20 protein-coding genes and 1 riboswitch are annotated in these 19,600 nt (G+C 39.1%); of the genes, 17 read left to right on the top strand and 3 right to left on the bottom strand.

What is annotated here, in order from left to right:
• Positions 1-96: 96 nt before the first annotated feature.
• From OU989_RS17825 to OU989_RS17800, 6 genes are all read left to right on the top strand, one after another.
• Complete coding sequence (locus OU989_RS17825) at positions 97-546, top strand: SACOL1771 family peroxiredoxin (protein ID WP_274794298.1); 450 nt, start codon at positions 97-99, stop codon at positions 544-546.
• A gap of 141 nt (positions 547-687) precedes the next feature.
• Positions 688-1,323: a sugar transferase gene (locus OU989_RS17820; RefSeq protein ID WP_274794297.1), complete on the top strand. Its 636-nt coding sequence runs from the start codon at positions 688-690 to the stop codon at positions 1,321-1,323.
• A gap of 10 nt (positions 1,324-1,333) precedes the next feature.
• On the top strand, positions 1,334-2,464 hold the full coding sequence (locus OU989_RS17815) for a glycosyltransferase family 4 protein (RefSeq protein WP_274794296.1): 1,131 nt from the start codon (positions 1,334-1,336) through the stop codon (positions 2,462-2,464).
• Position 2,465: 1 nt separating this feature from the next.
• Positions 2,466-4,139 carry a GNAT family N-acetyltransferase gene (locus OU989_RS17810; protein ID WP_274794295.1) on the top strand — a complete coding sequence of 558 codons (1,674 nt, stop codon included), beginning with the start codon at positions 2,466-2,468 and terminating at the stop codon, positions 4,137-4,139.
• On the top strand, positions 4,120-4,866 hold the full coding sequence (locus tag OU989_RS17805; RefSeq protein WP_274794294.1) for a hypothetical protein: 747 nt from the start codon (positions 4,120-4,122) through the stop codon (positions 4,864-4,866). Before OU989_RS17810 ends, OU989_RS17805 begins: the two co-directional genes overlap by 20 nt.
• A gap of 4 nt (positions 4,867-4,870) precedes the next feature.
• Positions 4,871-5,863: a polysaccharide deacetylase family protein gene (locus tag OU989_RS17800; protein ID WP_274794293.1), complete on the top strand. Its 993-nt coding sequence runs from the start codon at positions 4,871-4,873 to the stop codon at positions 5,861-5,863.
• Here OU989_RS17800 and OU989_RS17795 read toward each other — a convergent pair.
• Entirely contained in the window at positions 5,806-6,390 is a 585-nt protein-coding gene (locus OU989_RS17795; protein WP_274794292.1) for a hypothetical protein, read from the bottom strand. The genes OU989_RS17800 and OU989_RS17795 overlap by 58 nt on opposite strands.
• A 390-nt stretch (positions 6,391-6,780) precedes the next feature.
• On the opposite strand from OU989_RS17795, the gene OU989_RS17790 reads away from it, so the two are divergent.
• Complete coding sequence (locus OU989_RS17790) at positions 6,781-7,767, top strand: agmatinase family protein (RefSeq protein ID WP_274794291.1); 987 nt, start codon at positions 6,781-6,783, stop codon at positions 7,765-7,767.
• 114 nt (positions 7,768-7,881) lie between these two features.
• Complete coding sequence (locus OU989_RS17785) at positions 7,882-8,769, top strand: 5'-3' exonuclease (protein ID WP_274794290.1); 888 nt, start codon at positions 7,882-7,884, stop codon at positions 8,767-8,769.
• A gap of 55 nt (positions 8,770-8,824) precedes the next feature.
• Here OU989_RS17785 and OU989_RS17780 read toward each other — a convergent pair whose 3' ends face one another.
• Together OU989_RS17780 and OU989_RS17775 are read right to left on the bottom strand one after the other, a co-directional pair.
• Positions 8,825-9,328: a C39 family peptidase gene (locus OU989_RS17780; protein ID WP_274794289.1), complete on the bottom strand. Its 504-nt coding sequence runs from the start codon at positions 9,326-9,328 to the stop codon at positions 8,825-8,827.
• Positions 9,329-9,385: 57 nt separating this feature from the next.
• Positions 9,386-9,730: a thioredoxin family protein gene (locus OU989_RS17775; protein WP_274794288.1), complete on the bottom strand. Its 345-nt coding sequence runs from the start codon at positions 9,728-9,730 to the stop codon at positions 9,386-9,388.
• Between the two features lie 350 nt (positions 9,731-10,080).
• Here OU989_RS17775 and OU989_RS17770 point away from each other — a divergent pair, with 350 nt between their 5' ends.
• From OU989_RS17770 to OU989_RS17730, 9 genes are all read left to right on the top strand, one after another.
• Positions 10,081-12,465 carry a 3-hydroxyacyl-CoA dehydrogenase/enoyl-CoA hydratase family protein gene (locus OU989_RS17770; protein WP_274794287.1) on the top strand — a complete coding sequence of 795 codons (2,385 nt, stop codon included), beginning with the start codon at positions 10,081-10,083 and terminating at the stop codon, positions 12,463-12,465.
• 49 nt (positions 12,466-12,514) lie between these two features.
• Positions 12,515-13,687 (top strand): acetyl-CoA C-acetyltransferase, encoded by a 1,173-nt coding sequence (locus OU989_RS17765; RefSeq protein WP_274794286.1) that lies wholly within the window; start codon positions 12,515-12,517, stop codon positions 13,685-13,687.
• 218 nt (positions 13,688-13,905) lie between these two features.
• Positions 13,906-15,690 (top strand): acyl-CoA dehydrogenase FadE, encoded by a 1,785-nt coding sequence (locus OU989_RS17760; RefSeq protein ID WP_274794285.1) that lies wholly within the window; start codon positions 13,906-13,908, stop codon positions 15,688-15,690.
• Between the two features lie 198 nt (positions 15,691-15,888).
• Positions 15,889-16,245: an arsenate reductase family protein gene (locus tag OU989_RS17755; RefSeq protein WP_274794284.1), complete on the top strand. Its 357-nt coding sequence runs from the start codon at positions 15,889-15,891 to the stop codon at positions 16,243-16,245.
• Positions 16,246-16,460: 215 nt separating this feature from the next.
• The gene (gene gcvH / locus OU989_RS17750) at positions 16,461-16,841 is read left to right on the top strand and encodes a glycine cleavage system protein GcvH (RefSeq protein ID WP_004228227.1); all 381 of its coding nucleotides are present in this window, start codon (positions 16,461-16,463) and stop codon (positions 16,839-16,841) included.
• A 91-nt stretch (positions 16,842-16,932) separates the two neighbouring features.
• Complete coding sequence (locus OU989_RS17745) at positions 16,933-17,274, top strand: toprim domain-containing protein (RefSeq protein ID WP_004228229.1); 342 nt, start codon at positions 16,933-16,935, stop codon at positions 17,272-17,274.
• A gap of 15 nt (positions 17,275-17,289) precedes the next feature.
• Positions 17,290-17,601 carry a thioredoxin family protein gene (locus OU989_RS17740; protein ID WP_274794283.1) on the top strand — a complete coding sequence of 104 codons (312 nt, stop codon included), beginning with the start codon at positions 17,290-17,292 and terminating at the stop codon, positions 17,599-17,601.
• Positions 17,602-17,657: 56 nt separating this feature from the next.
• A riboswitch (SAM riboswitch) is annotated at positions 17,658-17,761 on the top strand.
• An 83-nt stretch (positions 17,762-17,844) separates the two neighbouring features.
• Complete coding sequence (locus OU989_RS17735; RefSeq protein WP_274794282.1) at positions 17,845-18,873, top strand: methionine ABC transporter ATP-binding protein; 1,029 nt, start codon at positions 17,845-17,847, stop codon at positions 18,871-18,873.
• Positions 18,863-19,531: a methionine ABC transporter permease gene (locus OU989_RS17730; RefSeq protein WP_274794281.1), complete on the top strand. Its 669-nt coding sequence runs from the start codon at positions 18,863-18,865 to the stop codon at positions 19,529-19,531. Before OU989_RS17735 ends, OU989_RS17730 begins: the two co-directional genes overlap by 11 nt.
• The last annotated feature ends 69 nt before the right edge of the window (positions 19,532-19,600 follow it).

The raw sequence follows: 19,600 nt of genomic DNA, 5'->3' as shown, positions 1-19,600 counted from the left end.
GTAGAGTTAAAGAAAGCAAAGGTAAGCTACGCCTTGCTTGCCTTACGATAAATATTTCGCATTTTTCTTAGCCAAAAATAAAGGAGGATATAAACGATGGTTCAGCATAAATTTACAATGGATTTAACTTGGGCGGATGGAAGAAATGGGACAGGGAACATAACATCAAGCAATTTACAAACGCAAATATCTATTCCTCAGGAAATGAATGGTCCAGGGATTGGTACAAATCCAGATGAAATGCTTTTAGGTGCAGCGGCAACCTGTTATTTAATCACCTTAGCTGCTCTGCTTGAAAGATCGGAAATAGATGTGATGTCTTTATCCATGCAGGCTCATGGGTTTGTAAGCGTAGAAAATGGCGTTTTTACTTATGAAAAAATTGTCCATAAACCAACGATTGTTGTCCAAGAGCTATCGGAACATCTTGCAAAAAGAATAGAGCGCTTAGCACACAAGGCGGAACAGACTTGTATGATAAGTAAAGCGGTGAAGGGGAATGTTTTGATTGAATGTGATGTTCAAATTTTAGAAGCAAGCATATAATACGGCAAAAAGAGTTATTCAGCATATGACGCTGACATAACTCTTTTTTTCTTAAAGGGAGCACTTTTTCTATACTAGTTCTAGAAATGTACAAAATGAATATATAGTGTTAAGTGCTAAAAAAATGCAAAGGATGATGTATTGCACGTTCAGACAGCTCAGAATCTCACATTCTATGGTCAGTACGGCAAAAGAATAGTTGATATTATTGGGGCTTTAATTTTACTTTTTATAACGATTCCTCTTATGTTAATAGTCTTTCTCATTTTACTCATGACAACGGGTCGCCCCATTTTCTTCAAACAAATACGAACTGGCCTCGATCATCACCGCTTTGTGATTTGGAAGCTACGAACAATGTGTATTCAGGCAGTTCCAGTAAATATGCCGACTATTTGTGCTAATGGTATCCCTGATGATTATTACTTTAAAACGAAGCAAGATACACGTATCACAAAAGTGGGCGCTATCCTTCGAAAGCTAAGTATTGATGAAATCCCACAACTTTTAAATGTGCTAAAGGGTGATATGAGCATTGTAGGTCCACGCCCGGAAGTTCCAACGATTACAAATGCTTATAACTCTTTACAAGCTCGGCGACTGGAGGTAAAGCCAGGATTGACGGGGCTTGCTCAAATAAATGGTAGATCGAATATATCACATGGACAAAAAATCTCGTATGACATTGAATATGTTGAAAATTTCTCCTTTTGGATGGATATCCAAATTATGTTGAAGACTATTTATGTCATCGTAGCAAGAACGGGTGCTTATTAAAAAATAAGGAGTGGCAGTACTGAAAATAGTTCAGCTTATTACAAGAATGGATAAGGTCGGAGGTGCTCAAAAACATGTGGAGGCACTTTCTATCCAATTACAACAAGATGGACATGAGGTGACAGTTGTAACAGGCTCCTATCAGCCATCACTGTGGCGCTTGCAAGAACTGCAAATTCCCGTCATCAATATACCTTCCTTACAACGAGCGATTCATTTAGCGAAAGACTTTCGATCATTCTGGCAATTAAGAGCTGTCTTTAAACGAATACAACCAGATGTTGTAGCCACCCATTCATCCAAGGCAGGTATCATAGGTCGTGTAGTTGGTAGTTTACTAGGAATTCCAACTATCTTTACAGCACATAGCTGGAGTTTTACAGAAGGTGTTCCACAAAAGAAAAAGCTGCTATACCATCGGATGGAAAAATCTGTTCAGCTATTTACTACAAAAATTATTACGGTATCCGAATACGATCGAGAATTAGCACTAATGAAGGAGGTGGCTCCTGCACATAAATTACTGACAATTCATAATGGCATTGATCTAATAGAGAAAAGGACAACAACTGAAAGAACATTTTTGGAGCAGCCAATCATTGTTATGGTTGCTCGTTTTGAAGTGCCAAAAAGGCAGGATATCTTACTCAAGGCTTTGGCGGAGCTGACGCATATTCCATGGCATCTTCAACTAATTGGAGATGGTTCACTACGTTCTGACTTAGAAAAACTTGTTGAACAGTCTGGTTTAACAGCACGTATAACATTTTTAGGCAATCAATTAGATGTCCATTCTTATCTTGAGAAAAGCCACATTTTTGTCTTGTTGTCAGATTGGGAAGGCTTGCCGATTTCTATTATTGAAGCGATGCGTGTAGGTCTCCCTATTATTGCAACAAATGTAGGTGGTGTAAAAGAGCTTGTAGAAGATCATGGTAATGGATTTTTAGTAGAACGAGATAATTTTGAATTATTAAAGCAGAGGCTACACCAACTAATAATAGATGCCGATTTAAGGCAACAAATGGGGAATGTAAGTGAATGCCGTTATTTGCAGTATTTCACGTTTACCCCTATGTATCAAAAAACAATAATGGTCTATCAGCAAGCTGTTTCAGAACTAGCGAAGAAAGGGGATTAAATTGCAATTAATTCGCATTAGAACTGATGATGAGCTTATGTGGTACAAGGAAATTTGGGATGCCATTTTAGAAGCAGAGGACAATGATAACCCATTTATAGAATTTGCTTGGTTTTATAATTGGTGGCAAATTGTTGGACGTAAAGAACGTGTAGAGCTTTATGCCATTGAACATGAGGGGACAATCATCGCCTTTTTCCCCTTTACGGTGTCTATTCGATGGGGAATAAGGGTGTATACATTTGCAGGTAAACAGATTGCTAACTATACCGGGATAGTCGCTAAACAACAGTGGTTACTCCAAGCAGCGACCTTTATATTTGATGAGCTGATTAAAAAATATCGACACGTTGTTTTTTCTCTCCATGGCTTATTAGAAAGTAAAGCATCTACTAAAATCTTGGAGCAATATTTTGTTGAAAGACAATTACGTACAAGCATATTCCGTGTAGTGACACCGTATCTAGCATTTTCAGAAGTAGATTTTCAACATCATTTCAATCAACGACGAAAAATGCATGGTGTCGATCGACGCGAACGAAAGCTACGAAATTTAGGCTCATTAGAAAGACGTGCTCCATCGCAGGACGAGCTTTGGCAAATGTTTCGATTATTTAATCGTCGTTGGGCAAAAAAGCTTGATACAAGTGAATTTACAAAGGGCAAGAAAAGAGACTTTTTTGAACGTTTAACAATGCTAAAGGGAGAGGCCTTACAGGTGGAGGTCGATGCACTTGTCTTTGAAAATCAGTGGATTGGTTTCACATATGGACTTTGCTGTCGGGGGCGTTATGTAACTTACGCTCTTGCACATGAGCCAACATTTAATTTATTTGGTGCTGGACGTATCGTCAATCAGGAAACCATTCAGCGAACGTTCGCAGCCAATTATCGCCTATTTGATATGAGTATTGGCTATGAGCCTTATAAATTTGACTGGCGCTCTAGCATTGATTTTACAAGGCATATGCTTGCCAGCAGTGGTTCGAAACGTACAAATTTACTGACAGGATTTTTATCATTAAAGCAACGACTTAAGGAATACGTAAAAAGTAATCAGCGAATTGTGGACTGGAAGCGTAATTCACTAGGCCAGTTACGTTTTTTAGTAAAGTATGGAAAGCTAAAAGATTGGCTAGAATATGGACAACAATTCGTAGAAAAATTTGTTCGTATGAAACAAGTGGAGCTGTATGAATTAACTCCCTCAGAGGATGTATCGCCACAGCAGCCTGTTGGTAACTTATTTGAAGAAATGTCGATTCAGGAAGCGATGCAGCTTGATCAGGAGGAAGTCATTGCCCTCTTTTATAAGGGATATACGATTTATAAAGACTCCTTTGCAGAAACGAATAAACCAGCCTTTGCGTTACATGCCACAAATTGGCGAGTCGATTCATTGCGGATTATAGAACCGTTACCGAAGCAGACCTATTTTTTAGCCTATGATGTTTTCAAACAAATCGATATTATTACAGCTTATTTTCGAAAAATAAAACCGGCACAAACACTATGGGTAACGGCAAGCTTTTGGCAATGGCGTAAGCGTAAGCGCTTAGTACAGCTAGGCTATAAACCTATTTCTCGAATGAAACATTTTAAATTCGCTCGCTTTGAGCGAAATCGTGTAGAAAAATATACGGAGAGTGGGGGCGATGTTCATTCTGTCCATTAAAAGTAAGCGATGGAATATCGCAATGCAGCATTTTTATCTTCTAGAAAAGCCAGCAAATGTTCGAAACTCAATGAAAGTTGTAGGCTATACACATTCACTTGTACCTAGCAGAAAGCTTGTAAAAAGCGAAACGGTTCACATTCATTTGCAAGAGCATGAGCTTTCGTTATATTTAGCACTTTCAGAAGGGAATCGTAAAATCCTTCGACGGGCCCAAAAAGAATTTTATCAAGTTATTTTGTACAAAGAGCCCTCGATGGACAACTTGCGAGCCTTCCAGCAATTCTACAATCAGTTTGCCAAAAGAAAAAAGCTTGAAGCAATTGGCAAGTCACAAATGGAAACACTCATGCTCCTAAATGAACAGGGTGCATTATTATTATCCGAGATCCAGAGTATTTGTGGACAAACACTGTGCTATCGATTAGATATTGTTCATGAGAAAAGAGCGATGTCTTTTTACGAGGCTACTTGTCATGCATCAGCTATGCCTTCACATTTAAAACGACCGATCCGTTATGCCAATCGTTTTTTAATCTGGCATAATCTACTCCACTTAAAGGAGCAAGGTTTTGTTTTATATGATATGGGTGAATTAACAAATAGTCATAATGTACGAGCCTTTAAACTAAGCTTTGGTGGCCAAATTGTCCATGTCTACTCAGGCTACATCACCCAATCAAAAATACGTGCACTGCTATTAGGTGTACAAAAATGGAGGAAGTAGCAACATGAATGGTGGGGGTCTCGTTATTTCATTAGATTTTGAGCTGAATTGGGGTGTCCATGACGTTTTTCGATATGGACAATACAATAAAAACCTATATGGTGTACGTAAAGCATTGCCCAGGATACTAGCGTTATTTGAGCAATATGACATTCATGCGACTTGGGCTACAGTCGGATTATTGTTTGCAGAATCAAAGGCAGAAATGGCTCATTATTTACGAGGTATCCCTGTGAAATATGAAAATATGCGCTTTGCTGCACATACACAGCTAGCAAAAGTAGGCGAAAATGAACAAGAGGATCTCTTACATTTTGGTAAATCTTTAATCGAGGATATTAAACGTACACCACATCAGGAAATAGGAAGTCATACCTTCTCCCATTTCTATTGCTTGGAAAAGGGGCAAACAGAGGCAGCTTTTCGTGCCGATTTACATGCTACAAAAACAATTAGTGAAGGATATATCGCTCCGATGAAATCCATTGTCTTTCCACGTAACCAAATAAACAAAGACTATTTATCAGCGTGTTCAGAAGCTGGCTATATTTGCTACAGAGGAACTGAAAACCATGCATTGTATCAAGCTCAAAAGTTTACGAAGAAGGGCAGACTTTTCGGAGCAAAGAAATGGCTAGATAGCTATTGGAATCTAACCGGACACCATATGGCAACACTAGCAGAAATGCAAGAGGCGCAGCTCATTAATATTCGGTCAAGTGCCTTTTTAAGGCCTTATTGTGGTCCATTGCGTGTATTCGAAGGGTTAAAAGTAAAACGTATTAAGGAAAGTATGCTCGAAGCTGCAAAGGCACAAGCATTTTATCATTTATGGTGGCACCCTCATAATTTTGGCAAGCACATTGATAAAAATTTAGCGATGCTGGAAGAGCTATTACGCTATTATCAAGAGTTGCGCAGCCAATACAATTTTCAAAGTTATTCCATGCATGAAGTTGCTGAGCTATGCCAAAGCCACTTTAAACAGCAGAAATAGTTTTGATGAGTTAACCGCTCCAAAGTGTGAGCAAGGCGCTCCAAAGGTTGTGATACCCGCTCGAAAGTGAGGGCAAGGCGCTCCAAAAGCGAAGGTAACCGCTCGAAAGTGTGGACAAGGCGCTCCAAAAGAGAAGGTAACCGCTCGAAAGTGAGGGCAAAGCGCTCCAAAGGTTGTGGTACCCGCTCGAAAGTGAGGGCAAGGCGCTCCAAAAGAGGTGGTAACCGCTCGAAGGTGTGAGCAAAGCGCTCCAAAAGAGAAGGTAACCGCTCGAAAGTAAGGGCAAGGCGCTCCAAAGGTTGTGATACCCGCTCGAAGGTGTGAGCAAGGCGCTCCAAAGGTTGTGATACCCGCTCGAAAGTGAGGGCAAAGCGTTCCAAAAGAGAAGGTAACCGCTCGAAAGTGAGGGTAAGGCGCTCCAAAAGGGGGGGTAACCGCTCGAAAGTGTGGGCAAGGCGCTCCAAAAGAGAAGGTAACCGCTCGAAAGTGTGGACAAGGTGCTCCAAAAGAGAAGGTAACCGCTCCAAAGTGTGGCAAGTCGCTCCAAAAGAGAAGGTAACTGCTCGAAAGTGTTGACAAAGCGCTCCAAAAGAGGAGGTAACCGCTCCAAAATCTGAGCAAAGCGCTCCTAACTATGGTGCTCCTCACTTTAAATGAAAGATATAAGGCCAACTCACAATATGAAAATCACCCTTTCGTTATTGAAAGCAAACTAGATCGGTTTCTAGTTTGCTTTTTTGTTGTCTAATTGAGAAATTTCAAAAGAAAAGAGGAAAAAAGTAAAACAATGACGAAAATGAATGTACGAATGGTACTATAATAGTAGAAATTTTATGGTAGGACATTTTGCGGAAAGTAAAAATTTATGTAGGTAAATTTAACTTGGATGGAAAAGATATGAAGGGTGGTAGAGAATAATGTTTATTCAACCGGAATGCCAGTGGAAGCAAGAAAATGGATCAGCAATGCATCAATGGATAAAGCAGCAAGCTAATCCGAATCCAAATGATGTGGATATTGTAATTTATGGTGCGCTTTTATCGTATGCCAGTGGAGGATCAACAAAAGCGCAATATCCAACTGAATTTCGTAAAGTGTGGCCTAGTTTTCAATCATATAATTTAGATGAACAGGTTAATTTACGTGCGCTGTCAGTCGTGGATATAGGAGATGTGGCGATTCATGAACAAGATCGTATGCTTTCTGAATCTGCCATCGAAGCAGCAGCGGAAAATTTAAGTATTGCTTTTCAAAAAAGCTTTACTTGTTTGATTGGAGGAGATCATGCGGTTACTGCCTGTTCCTTAAGAGGTATAAAAAATGCTTTTCCGCAAGATCGGATTGGCATTATTCAGATTGATACACACTTAGATGCAAGGAATCAAGAAGAGGTTGGTTTAGCACAAGATTCTCCCATTCATCAGTTAATGGCAGCAGGAGTTGTTGAGGGGAAACATGTGTATAATGTCGGTTTGCATGGCTTTTTCAATTCACCTGAAATGATTCATTACGCAAGAGAGCAAGGGATTCATATGATTACGTTAAAGCAAATGCGACGAGATGGTATACAGCTCACAATTCGTGAAATGCTTCGTCAGCTGATGTATGAAGTAGATCGTATTTATGTTTCAGTAGATTTAGATGCTCTAGATATTATGTTTGCTCGTGACGTTCCTGCAGCAACACCAGGTGGCTTAACGGCCTACGAATTATTTGATATTCTCAAGCTGATTGGAGAAAATGAAGGAGTTCGTCATATTGATTTTGTTTATGCTGATCCTAAGGAAGGAATGCTCCGTCCGGAAACCGTTAAAATTGGGGTAACAGCATTTTTACAGTGGTTAACAGGCATTCAACTTGATCACCGTAATCGTATTTCAAAAAAAGGGAAGGTTACGCCGTAAAGTAATAGTATTTCTGTGTATTGACAATGCTGATTAGTGAAAGTTTGTTATAATGTAAAATAGGAAACATTTTATTTTATACAAACTTTGTATTTGTAATAGAGAGGAAATTATATGACAACAAAACCAAAACTATTGATTGTTGACGGTATGGCACTGTTATTCCGTTCATTTTTTGCCTCAGCTGCAATGGGACATTTTATTCGCTTGGCAGATGGGACACCGACGAATGGGGCCCAAGGATTTGTACGTCATGTTTTAACAGCACAATCAATTATGAAGCCAACGCATATGGCTGTTTGCTGGGATATGGGGGCACATACGTTCCGCAATGATTTATTTGATGGCTATAAAGCAAATCGCCCAGCCCCACCAGAGGAAATGCTGCCTCAATTTGATATGGCGAAAAAATTATCGCAGCAAATTGGCTGGAAAAATTTCGGTGTGAAGGGTATGGAAGCAGATGATTTAATTGGTTCCATGATTACTAAATGGCAGGATGAGGCAGATATTACGGTTATTAGTGGGGATAAAGACTTGCTTCAGCTTTTAAGACCTTCTACAGAAATTGCCTTTACGAAAAAGGGCTACACAGAGTATGATATTTATACACATACACGCTTTAAAGAAGAATATCGTATAGAGCCAACGCAGTTTGCACAGGTGAAAGCCTTTATGGGCGATACTAGTGATGGCTATCCAGGTGTCAAGGGTATTGGTCCGAAGCAAGCATTGACGCTCATTCAAACATATGGCTCAATTGACAAGATTCTAGAATCACTTGGTGAATTAAAGCCAGGCCAACGCACAAAAATCCAGGAAAATTTGGACATGCTAAAATTATCCCATGAGCTTGCAACTATTCAAACCGATGTACCAATTGAAGCAGATTTTGCAAGCCTAGCGTTACCAAGCTATGAACCACATATTTTTAAAGAAATAGAAGAGAGTGGCTACACGCTAATCGCCAAGCACGCACGCTCCTTGTATTCCCTTATTTAACAATGAACGCAGAGTATAGTAATATGCTCTGCTTTTTATTTTTTATAAATAAGCGCTATTGAGGTTTAATTTTAACAAACGATAACACCTTCTCATTATCTTTATAGAAAGCTCGACGAATAGTACTTTCATGATGAGGTCTACCATTATCATGAAAAATTAACGATAGGTCGCCATTTTTTATGTTATAGCCAATTAGCGGTACCCAATGATAGGCAAAGGCCGATTTTTTATCTCGCCATTGAAGGCTAAAGTAACGATCAAAACGCATAGCAACGGGACGACCGGCGTCAATCTCCTGTAAAGCTTCTTTTAATGAACAATTTCGAATATCCCAAGTTGGATATAGTCGACGGAGATTGTGGATAAGTCGCCATTTAAATAAGCCAATTTTTGTGCCACCGAGCAGCTTGTAGAGTTCATTTATTGAAGGGGCTGATTTGTTCAAAAAGTTTAATATAACGTGAATAGTAGTAGGTCCACAGGCAGATTGACGGAATCTTGGTGCAATCGATGTATCATATTGTGATGTACCGAGTAGAACTAATTGTTTGTGCATAACAATCTCCTTTTAAAAAGAGCTGCATTTCAAAAATGAAATGCAGCTCTTTGCTCTTTATTGTTGAGCAGATAAAAATTCTGTTACTTGCTGAGGTGTTTTTGCATTGGCACTGTGTAAATGTGCAAGTTTTTCACCGTTTTGGAAAATTAATAAGCTTGGGATTCCCATTACATCATATTTGTCTGCAATTTCTGGAAGCTCATCACGGTTTAGCTCATACCAGTCATATTGGTTGTACTCTTCAATGATTGGATCGATGAACATGTTCATTCGTGTGCAATCTGGGCACCAGCCAGCGTAAAATTTCACTAGTACTTTTTGGTCACCCGCGATTAGTTCATTAAATTGATCTGCTGTAGTAATTGTTTTCATTATATATTCACTCTCCTTGTTTTCCATTCTACACATTTTTCTCTTAACCTGAAAGTTTTCTGTTTGGCCGTTTTGATTGCTACTTATTGTCTGCTTTTAGCTCGTAAAAAACAGAAAAAGATGTATATTGCAAAAATAATTCTTGAAAAAAGATTGCTAAATTAGACAAAATAATCTACACTAAAAACAGAAAAGTAGTTTTATCTTCATTCATTAAAAAGTGAGTTAAGAACGAAGATAAGCCTTAGTCGGGCTTAGTTGCCTGGAATGAATTTCATCCAACAACAGGACGAAAAAACACTAAGGTACACTTGATATTTTTTTGGCCAAAAAATGAATGGCTATTCATTCAATGGGAGAATAAGGGGGAATTGCTTGTGACTTACAACATTAAAAAAGCAGCTGTTCTAGGTTCTGGGGTGATGGGCTCTGGAATTGCAGCACATTTAGCCAATATCGGTATACCAACATTACTATTAGATATTGCACCGAAGGAACTGACGCAAGAGGAAGAGGCAAAGGGTCTTTCTTTAGAGCATCCAGCTGTAAGAAATCGTATTGTAAACGGAGCTTTGCAAAAGTTATTAAAGCAAAAGCCAGCACCACTTACTTCTAAGAAAAATTTATCACTACTAACGGTTGGCAACTTTGAAGACGATCTAGGGAAACTAAAAGATGTAGATTGGATAATCGAAGTTGTAGTTGAAAATTTACCAATTAAACAAAGTCTCTATGAAAAAATTGATGCTGTTCGTAAACCAGGAACAATTATCAGTTCAAACACATCAGGAATTAGTATTAACGCAATGGCAGAGGGACGCTCAGACGACTTTAAAAGGCATTTCCTTGGAACGCACTTTTTCAATCCTCCTCGCTATTTAAAACTATTAGAAGTGATTCCTGCTAATACAACTGCGCCTGAAGTAGTTAGCTTCATGAAAACGTTTGGGGAAGATGTGCTTGGGAAAGGTGTTGTATTAGCAAAGGATACTCCAAACTTTATTGCGAACCGTATCGGAACGTATGGTTTACTTATAACTTTACAGGAAATGTTAAAAGGTGGTTATTCTGTTGGTGAAGTAGACTCTGTAACAGGTCCACTTATTGGTCGTCCGAAATCTGCCACTTTCCGTACACTGGATGTTGTGGGATTAGATACATTTATTCATGTAGCTAAAAATGTTTACGATCAAACAACAGGTGAGGAGCAGCAGGTGTTTGCTGTACCAGAGTTTTTACAGAAAATGGTCGCGAATGGCTGGCTAGGTGCTAAATCTGGTCAAGGGTTCTTCTTTAAACAAGGTAAGGACATACATGAGATTGATCCAACAACTTTAACTTATAGCCCGGTGAAAAAGTTGAAAACTCCTTCTATTGAAATGGCAAAACAAACGCGAGGCTTGGCTAATAAAGTCAAAGCATTAACATATGCGAAGGATCGTACAGGTGAGCTATTATGGGGAATTTTTGCACCAACATTAATTTATTCTGCTCAGCTACATGGTGAAATTGCGGATGATATCGTAGCCATTGACAATGCCATGAAATGGGGCTTCGGCTGGCAACAAGGACCATTTGAAATTTGGGATGCTCTTGGCGTAAAAGACTCTGTAGCGAAAATGGAGTCAGAAGGTCGTGATGTACCTGCATTTGTTAAAGAGATGCTGGCAAATGGTTTTGAGACATTCTATTCTGAAATAGATGGCGATTTAGCTTATTACAATGGGTCACAATATGTGAAAGTGCCAGTTAATGAAAAAGAGATTAATTTAAAACGTTATAAGAAAAAGCATGGTGTCATTAAATCAAATACAGGTGCTAGTTTAATAGACTTAGGGGATGGTATCGCATTACTTGAATTCCATTCACAATCGAATGCAATTGGTTTAGATATTATCCAAATGATTAACTTTGCAGTAGATGAAGTAGAGGCTAACTACAAGGGCCTAGTTATCGGTAACCAAGGGAAAAACTTCTGCGTTGGCGCAAATCTAGGAATGATTTTAGTAGAAGCACAGGATGATAATATCTTCGAGCTAGATTTCGTCATTAAGGCATTCCAAGATGCTATGCAAAAAATTAAATATTCCCGTAAGCCAGTTGTGGCAGCACCTTTTGCGATGACATTAGGCGGTGGAGCAGAGGTTTGTCTACCAGCTGCACATATCCAAGCAACGATGGAAACGTATATGGGCTTAGTGGAAGTAGGCGTTGGTTTAATTCCTGGCGGTGGCGGAAATAAAGCGCTTTATCAAAAATTCCTTAAGGGCTTGCCAAATGGCGTAGAGGTAGACTATCAACATATTGCTAATAAAGTATTTGAAACAATTGCGATGGCTAAGGTATCAACTTCTGGCGAAGAAGCACGTGAAAATAACTTCTTAAACTTTGCAGATGGTATTTCCGTTAACCCAGATCATCAATTATATGATGCAAAGCAGGCGGCTTTAGCGCTTTATGAAGCAGGCTATCAACCACCTGTACCTACAAAAGTGCCTGTTGTCGGTGCATCAGGTTACGGTACATTACTCATCGGTGCGCAAGGGATGTTTGAGTCAGGCTTTATTAGTGAACATGATTTAAAAATTGCTAAAAAATTAGCTTATGTTATTGCAGGTGGTAAGGTTCCATACGGCACATTAGTTGATGAACAGTATTTATTAAACTTAGAGCGTGAGGCGTTCCTAAGCCTTGTTGCTGATCCACTTTCACAGCAAAGAATGCAACACATGCTGTTAAAAGGTAAACCACTTCGTAATTAATTGACGAAATAGATCAATCTTGCACATGAAACAAAGGGGGATTAATAGGATGCGTGAAGCCGTTATTGTAGCAGGAGCACGAACTCCAATAGGAAAAGCAAAAAAAGGTTCATTAGCAACGGTGAGACCAGATGATTTTGGTGCTGTTGTAGTCAAAGAAACATTGAAAAGAGCGGGCTATGAAGGACCGATTGATGATTTAATCTTAGGCTGTGCGATGCCAGAAGCGGAGCAGGGGATGAATGTAGCACGTAGTATTGGTGCACTTGCTGGGTTACCAGATACAACACCTGCTCTAACGATTAATCGATTTTGTTCGTCAGGTTTACAGGCGATTGCCTATGCGGCAGAACGGATCATGCTCGGACATTCCAAAGCGATTCTTGCTGGTGGTGTAGAGTCTATGAGTATGGTGCCAATGGTGGGAAATACACCACGCCTAAATCCAACGTTAGCTGAAACGGCTCCACAATATTATATGGGGATGGGCCATACAGCTGAGGAAGTGGCTCGCCAGTACAATGTTAGTCGAGAAGACCAGGATGCTTTTGCTGTTCGCTCACATGAGCTTGCTGAAAAGGCCATTAAAGAAGGTAAATTCAATGATGAAATTGTACCAATCGAAGTGGAACAGCATTATGTAGATGATCAAAATAAACCACAAGTGAAAAAATTCACATTTAGTATGGATGAAGGGGTACGTCCAGGTACATCTGTTGAAGGTTTAGCAAAACTACGTCCAGCTTTCCATGTAAAAGGCAGTGTAACGGCTGGTAATGCCTCTCAAACTTCTGATGGTGCTGCTGCTGTACTCGTAATGGACCGTGAAGAAGCTGTCAAGCAAGGGCTAACGCCAATGGCAAAATTCTTAGGCTTTGCTGTTGGAGGGGTACCGCCCGAAGTAATGGGGATTGGTCCAATTGTTGCTGTACCAAAAGCGTTAGAAATCGCAGGTTTATCTATAGAGGATATTGATTTATGGGAAATCAATGAAGCATTTGCTTCTCAATCATTACAGGTCGTACGTCATTTAGGGATCGACCAAGAAAAAGTCAATGTAAATGGTGGAGCCATTGCGTTAGGTCATCCGCTTGGTGCAACAGGGGCCATTTTAACACTTAAGCTTATTCATGAATTGAAACGCCAAGGTAAGAAATATGGCGTAGTGACAATGTGTATTGGTGGCGGTATGGGCGCTGCTGGGGTATTTGAAATTCTTTAATAATTTGCTAGATAAGCTTGAGGTGTACTGTTTACGGTTGCCTCCGAACATTGTATACATCAAGCTTTTCTATAGATATGTTAAGCCAAGAAACATGGTTTTTGGAGTGCAATCGAAGCGTCAGCTATCTCTTTATAGGGACGATGAATTTATGGCGCTGAGGTGTCACTTATTAGGGGATTAGACAATCAAAATAGATACATTGGGAGGAATTAAACATGACTGAAAAAACAACTGATTTCATTAAAGGCGGCGGATTTCTTATTGAAGATGTGGAATTAGATCGTGTATTTACACCAGAAGATTTCACTGATGAGCATAAAATGATTGCTAAAACAACAGAGGAATATGTAGCAAATGAAGTATTACCAGTAGTTGAAAACTTAGAGCACCATGAATTTGAGCATTCAGTGCGTCTTCTTAAAAGTGCAGGCGAATTAGGTTTACTTGGAGCAGATGTACCAGAAGAATACGAAGGGCTTGGATTAGACAAAGTTTCTTCTGCTTTAATTGCTGAGAAAATGTCTGTTGCAGGTGGGTTCTCTATTACACATGGCGCTCATGTGGGGATTGGCTCATTACCAATCGTTCTTTTCGGTAATGAAGATCAAAAGAAAAAATATTTACCTAAGCTTGCCTCTGGGGAGTTAATTGCAGCCTATGCATTAACAGAACCAGGTTCGGGTTCAGATGCCCTTGGAGCAAAAACAACTGCGAAGCTTAATGATGCAGGAACACATTATATTTTAAATGGTGAAAAGCAATGGATTACTAATGCAGGCTTTGCAGATGTGTTTGTTGTCTACGCGAAAATTGATGGCGATAAATTCTCTGCATTCATCGTAGAACGTGCATTCAACGGCGTTTCAGTTGGCCCTGAAGAGAAGAAAATGGGGATTAAATCATCATCAACTCGTACATTAGTGTTAGAAGATGCGGAAGTACCTGTAGAAAATCTATTGGGTGAAATTGGCCGTGGGCATGTAATTGCGTTTAATATTTTAAATATTGGTCGTTATAAGCTGGGTGTGGGCACAATTGGTGGCTCTAAACGTGCATTAGAGTTAGCAATTCAATACACAAACCAACGTCAGCAATTTAAAACAAAGCTTTCTGATTTCAATCTTACTAAAGAGAAATTATCAACAATGGCTTCTCAACTGTATGCATCGGAATCTTTAAATTATCGTACGGTTGGTCTGTTTGAAGATCGTTTAAGTCAGTTAAGCCTTGAAGAGCAAAAGCAAGGAAAAGTGATTGCAGGTGCTATCGCAGAATACGCAATTGAATGCTCTATTGCAAAAGTGTTTGGTTCAGAAACACTAGATTACATTGCAGATGAAGCAGTACAGCTACATGGTGGCTATGGCTTTATGGCTGAATACGAGGTTGAGCGTATTTATCGTGATTCTCGTATCAATCGAATTTTTGAAGGTACAAATGAAATTAACCGCATGATTGTACCAGGCACATTTATGAAAAAGGCGCTAAAAGGTGAGTTACCACTATTACAGGTTGCCCAAAACTTACAGCAAGAGCTTCTAATGTTAATGCCAGAAGATATCGGTACAGAGCCACTTGCTCAAGAAAAATATTTAGTGAAAAATGCGAAGAAGATTGCTGTATTAGCAGCAGGTTTAGCAGCGCAACGCTTTGGTGCAAAGCTTGATCAGGAGCAAGAAGTATTAGTGAATATTGCGAATATCGCTAACCAATTATTTGCGATGGAATCGGCTGTTTTACGTACAGAAAAAGCAATTGCTCGTGATGGCGCTGAAAAAGCACATCAAAAATTGCTTTATACACAAATCTTCTGCCAAGAAGCATTTGCTGAAATCGAAAAAGAAGCAAAAGATACAATTCTTGCTTCAGCAGATGGTGATGCAGCGCGTATGACATTATCTGCGCTTCGTAAGCTAACTCGCAATAACCCATACAACTTAATTGCGAAAAAACGTGAAGCATCTGTAAAATTAATCGAAGCAGAAAAATATATCGTTTAATCATCAATGTAGCAAACTAGCTATCCTCTTTTGGGTAGCTAGTTTTTGCGATACCAATAAATTGCAAAATAGAGAATCATAAAAGTGACGGATAAAAAAGCAAAACAGATGGATAGACTGATGAAAATGAGAGAAGTTCCTCCATTCAAAACAATTATGATGGTATACTACAGAAAAAGACAGTAGAGGAGCATATTAATGACTATTCAATTTATCCATTACCCTAAATGTACAACATGTAAAAAAGCGCAAAAGTGGTTAAATGATCATGAAGTTTCCTATGAAGAGGTTCACATTGTAGAGCAACCACCTACAAAGGAAGAAATAACAGCTTTATGGCAGGCAAGTGGAATGCCTTTAAAGAAGTTTTTTAATACATCTGGTATGAAATATCGTGAGCTTGGTTTAAAGGACAAGTTGGCTGATATGACGGAAGAGGAACAGCTTGAGCTACTTGCTTCTGATGGTATGTTAATTAAACGACCTATCGTGACTGATGGAAAAAAAGTAACGTTAGGGTTTAAAGAAGCTGATTTTGAGCAAACTTGGAAATAGCCGTCTTGATCGTGATAAAGGGCTTACCTCTATTTGGAAGTGTAAGGCATGATCTGAATGAAAATAATGTCTCCGATGGATGTTTCTAATTTTTGAAGCGAACTCGAAAAAATATGCTTTCAATTACCTAGAGGTGTAATTGAATCTTGTTTTTATAGGAGAAGTATGGCACACTGAAAGTGAATATATTACATATTTATGGAGGGGTTTATTGCATGAGCACACCTAAAGACTTACGATACTCTGAAGAACATGAATGGGTAAAAGTAGAAGATGGAAAAGTACGTATTGGTATTACTCACTTCGCACAATCTGAATTAGGAGATATCGTTTTCGTTGAGCTTCCACAGGTTGGCGACGAAATCAAAACAGATGATCCATTCGGTAGCGTAGAATCAGTTAAAACTGTTTCTGAATTATATGCACCAATCTCAGGTACTGTAGTTGAAGTCAATGCAGATTTAGAAGATAGCCCAGAATTCGTTAATGAATCACCATATGAAAAAGCATGGATGATCGTTGTTGAGCCTGCTGATGCATCTGAAGTTGAAAAACTTATGACAGCAGAGCAATACGAAGAAATGATCGCTGAATAAGACAAGCTATAATCGAAAAACGTCGGAAACTACCGGCGTTTTTTGTTATATAATGACTTATAAGTGGGGATGTCTAATTGGAGGTGGCGTAATGTTCGAGGGAAAATGCTTGATCGTAGAAGGACGCTCAGATAAGCTACAAATTGAGCCTATTTTAAATGAGAATGTTACAATACTTTGTACGAATGGTACAATTGGTGTGCATCAATTAGAAGAGCTACTCGATCCTTATGAGGGCTGTGAGCTTTTCACTTTTTTTGATGCAGATACGTCTGGCGATAAGCTACGTGCATTAATGGACAGACATTATCCAGAGGCTGAGCATTTACGTACAATGCCAACATATAAGGAAGTAGAGACAACACCAAGAAAAGTGTTAGCGATGATTTTATTGCGCGCTCATTTCTCAATCCATAATGAATATATTTTGTAAGGTTGCGTGAAATCAATGGAAGAATGGTCAAAAGAGCAGTGGGAAGCGGCTATACAGTCGGGTGAAAAAGCTGCATTTTATTTATATACACCGATGTGTGGAACATGTGCGGTGGCATCAAAAATGCTGTCAGTTATTGAACAATTGCTGCCACAGCTTCAAATTGGCAAAGCAAATATCAACTTTCTAGAGCAGATTGCTTATGAGCATCAAATTGAAAGTGTCCCATGTTTACTTGTTACTGATGGCGGGAAAGTGACAGATAAAATTTATGCTTTTCAATCTGTACCTTTTTTGTACGAATTGTTAAAAAAATCAATTGACTGAACATTACTAGCGTGGTAAAGTATCAAATATATTACTAAAACATTAAATATATCGAACTCTTATGAAGAGCGGCGGAGGGAAGTGCCCTATGAAGCCCGGCAACCATCACCATGTGAAAAGGTGCCAAATCACCCAAAGATTTTTCTTTGAAAGATGAGAGAACGGTTTAACGTATCATACGTGACCCCTTCTACTTGTCTATGAGTGAAGGGGTTTTTTTATATAAGAAAAGGAGTATTCGCTATGATTCAGCTTCAAAATATTACGAAGAAATACAAAACAGCAAATGGCGAATTAACGGCAGTCAAAGACGTCAACCTTACTATAAATAAAGGTGAAATCTTTGGCATCATCGGCTATAGTGGTGCCGGTAAAAGTACCATGATTCGTTTATTAAATGGATTAGAGAAACCGACAACAGGAACGGTAACAGTAAACAATCTAGAATTTTCATCCATTAAAGGGCAAAAGTTAAGAGCTGCTAGACAAAAGGTAAGTATGATCTTCCAGCATTTCAATTTACTTTGGTCTAGAACAGTTGCTGAAAACATCGCTTTCCCTCTGGAAATTGCAGGTGTTCCAAAAGCTCAACGAGAAGCCCGTGTGAAGGAGTTAATCTCACTTGTAGGTTTAGAAGGACGTGATAAGGCATACCCATCACAGCTTTCAGGTGGTCAAAAGCAGCGAGTTGGGATTGCACGAGCATTAGCTAATAATCCAGAAGTTTTACTATGTGATGAGGCGACATCTGCACTGGATCCTGAAACGACAGATGCTATTCTTGACTTACTAGTTGATATCAATGAACGTTTAGGGTTAACGATCGTATTGATTACCCATGAAATGCACGTTATCCGTAAAATATGTCATCGTGTAGCCGTAATGGAGGCTGGTGAAATTGTAGAGCGTGGTGAGGTGTTGCAAGTTTTCCAAGCACCACAAGCAGCTATTACTAAGAAATTTGTAGCCCAGATTACCGACACAAAAGAAACAAAGGATACAGTGGAACAGATCAAAGCAAACTACCCAACTGGTCAACTTGTCAAGCTGATCTTTGTTGGTGAAAAAACGGAACAGCCCGTCATTTCACATCTTGTTAAAAAATTCGATGTGGAAGTAAGCATTGTTCATGGCAATATTTCGCAAACGAAAAATGGAGCATACGGTACACTTATTGTGCAAATTGATGGTTCTAAGGAAAATGTGGCTGATGCCCTACATTATTTAAATACAGTCGAAGTTCAAACGGAGGTGATCGCAAATGCTAACTAATCTCTTTCCGAACGTAGACTGGGAAAATATGTGGCAAGCTACGTATGAAACATTGTATATGACAGCTATTTCAACATTTGTCACATTTATTCTTGGATTGGTTATTGGTATCTTGCTATTTTTAACAAGTCCTAATCAGTTATGGGCTAATAAAATTGTTAACTTTTTAACGGGGTCACTCGTTAATATATTCCGTTCCATTCCATTTATCGTATTAATTATTTTATTAATTCCATTTACGAAGTTTTTACTTGGGACAATTCGCGGAGCAAATGCGGCTTTACCAGCCTTAATTATCGGTGCAGCTCCATTTTACGCTCGTATGGTTTTAATTGCATTACGCGAAATTGATAAAGGTGTCATTGAAGCAGCTCGTTCAATGGGGGCTAAAACGTCCACAATTATTTGGAAAGTCCTAATCCCTGAATCATTACCAGCTCTGATTTCTGGTATTACCGTAACGGCTGTAGCACTTGTTGGTTATACTGCAATGGCAGGGATTATCGGTGCAGGTGGTCTTGGAAACTTAGCTTTCCTTGATGGCTTCCAACGAAATCGCCAAGATGTGACATTAATGGCAACTATTTTGATCTTAGTAGTTGTATTTATCATTCAATGGATTGGTGATGTCATTACCGATAAAATCGATAAACGCTAGAAAGACATTAGAGGTTATTCCGGTTCTTACCGCTAACATATTTCAAACAAAGTAAAAGGGAGTGTCATA

Origin of the sequence: Lysinibacillus irui, assembly GCF_028877475.1 — a bacterium.
GTDB classification, from domain to species: Bacteria; Bacillota; Bacilli; order Bacillales_A; family Planococcaceae; genus Lysinibacillus; species Lysinibacillus irui.
This window is presented reverse-complemented; position numbering and strand designations above follow the sequence as displayed.

What these genes read in the sequence shown, in the direction of transcription:
- OU989_RS17825 (WP_274794298.1), top strand. Translation starts at nt 97, where the DNA reads ATGGTTCAGCATAAATTTACAATGGATTTAACTTGGGCGGATGGAAGA.
- OU989_RS17805 (WP_274794294.1), top strand. Translation starts at nt 4,120, where the DNA reads ATGTTCATTCTGTCCATTAAAAGTAAGCGATGGAATATCGCAATGCAG.
- OU989_RS17800 (WP_274794293.1), top strand. Translation starts at nt 4,871, where the DNA reads ATGAATGGTGGGGGTCTCGTTATTTCATTAGATTTTGAGCTGAATTGG.
- OU989_RS17790 (WP_274794291.1), top strand. Translation starts at nt 6,781, where the DNA reads ATGTTTATTCAACCGGAATGCCAGTGGAAGCAAGAAAATGGATCAGCA.
- OU989_RS17785 (WP_274794290.1), top strand. Translation starts at nt 7,882, where the DNA reads ATGACAACAAAACCAAAACTATTGATTGTTGACGGTATGGCACTGTTA.
- OU989_RS17780 (WP_274794289.1), bottom strand. Translation starts at nt 9,328, where the DNA reads ATGCACAAACAATTAGTTCTACTCGGTACATCACAATATGATACATCG.
- OU989_RS17775 (WP_274794288.1), bottom strand. Translation starts at nt 9,730, where the DNA reads ATGGAAAACAAGGAGAGTGAATATATAATGAAAACAATTACTACAGCA.
- OU989_RS17765 (WP_274794286.1), top strand. Translation starts at nt 12,515, where the DNA reads ATGCGTGAAGCCGTTATTGTAGCAGGAGCACGAACTCCAATAGGAAAA.
- OU989_RS17760 (WP_274794285.1), top strand. Translation starts at nt 13,906, where the DNA reads ATGACTGAAAAAACAACTGATTTCATTAAAGGCGGCGGATTTCTTATT.
- OU989_RS17755 (WP_274794284.1), top strand. Translation starts at nt 15,889, where the DNA reads ATGACTATTCAATTTATCCATTACCCTAAATGTACAACATGTAAAAAA.
- gcvH (WP_004228227.1), top strand. Translation starts at nt 16,461, where the DNA reads ATGAGCACACCTAAAGACTTACGATACTCTGAAGAACATGAATGGGTA.
- OU989_RS17745 (WP_004228229.1), top strand. Translation starts at nt 16,933, where the DNA reads ATGTTCGAGGGAAAATGCTTGATCGTAGAAGGACGCTCAGATAAGCTA.
- OU989_RS17740 (WP_274794283.1), top strand. Translation starts at nt 17,290, where the DNA reads ATGGAAGAATGGTCAAAAGAGCAGTGGGAAGCGGCTATACAGTCGGGT.
- OU989_RS17735 (WP_274794282.1), top strand. Translation starts at nt 17,845, where the DNA reads ATGATTCAGCTTCAAAATATTACGAAGAAATACAAAACAGCAAATGGC.
- OU989_RS17730 (WP_274794281.1), top strand. Translation starts at nt 18,863, where the DNA reads ATGCTAACTAATCTCTTTCCGAACGTAGACTGGGAAAATATGTGGCAA.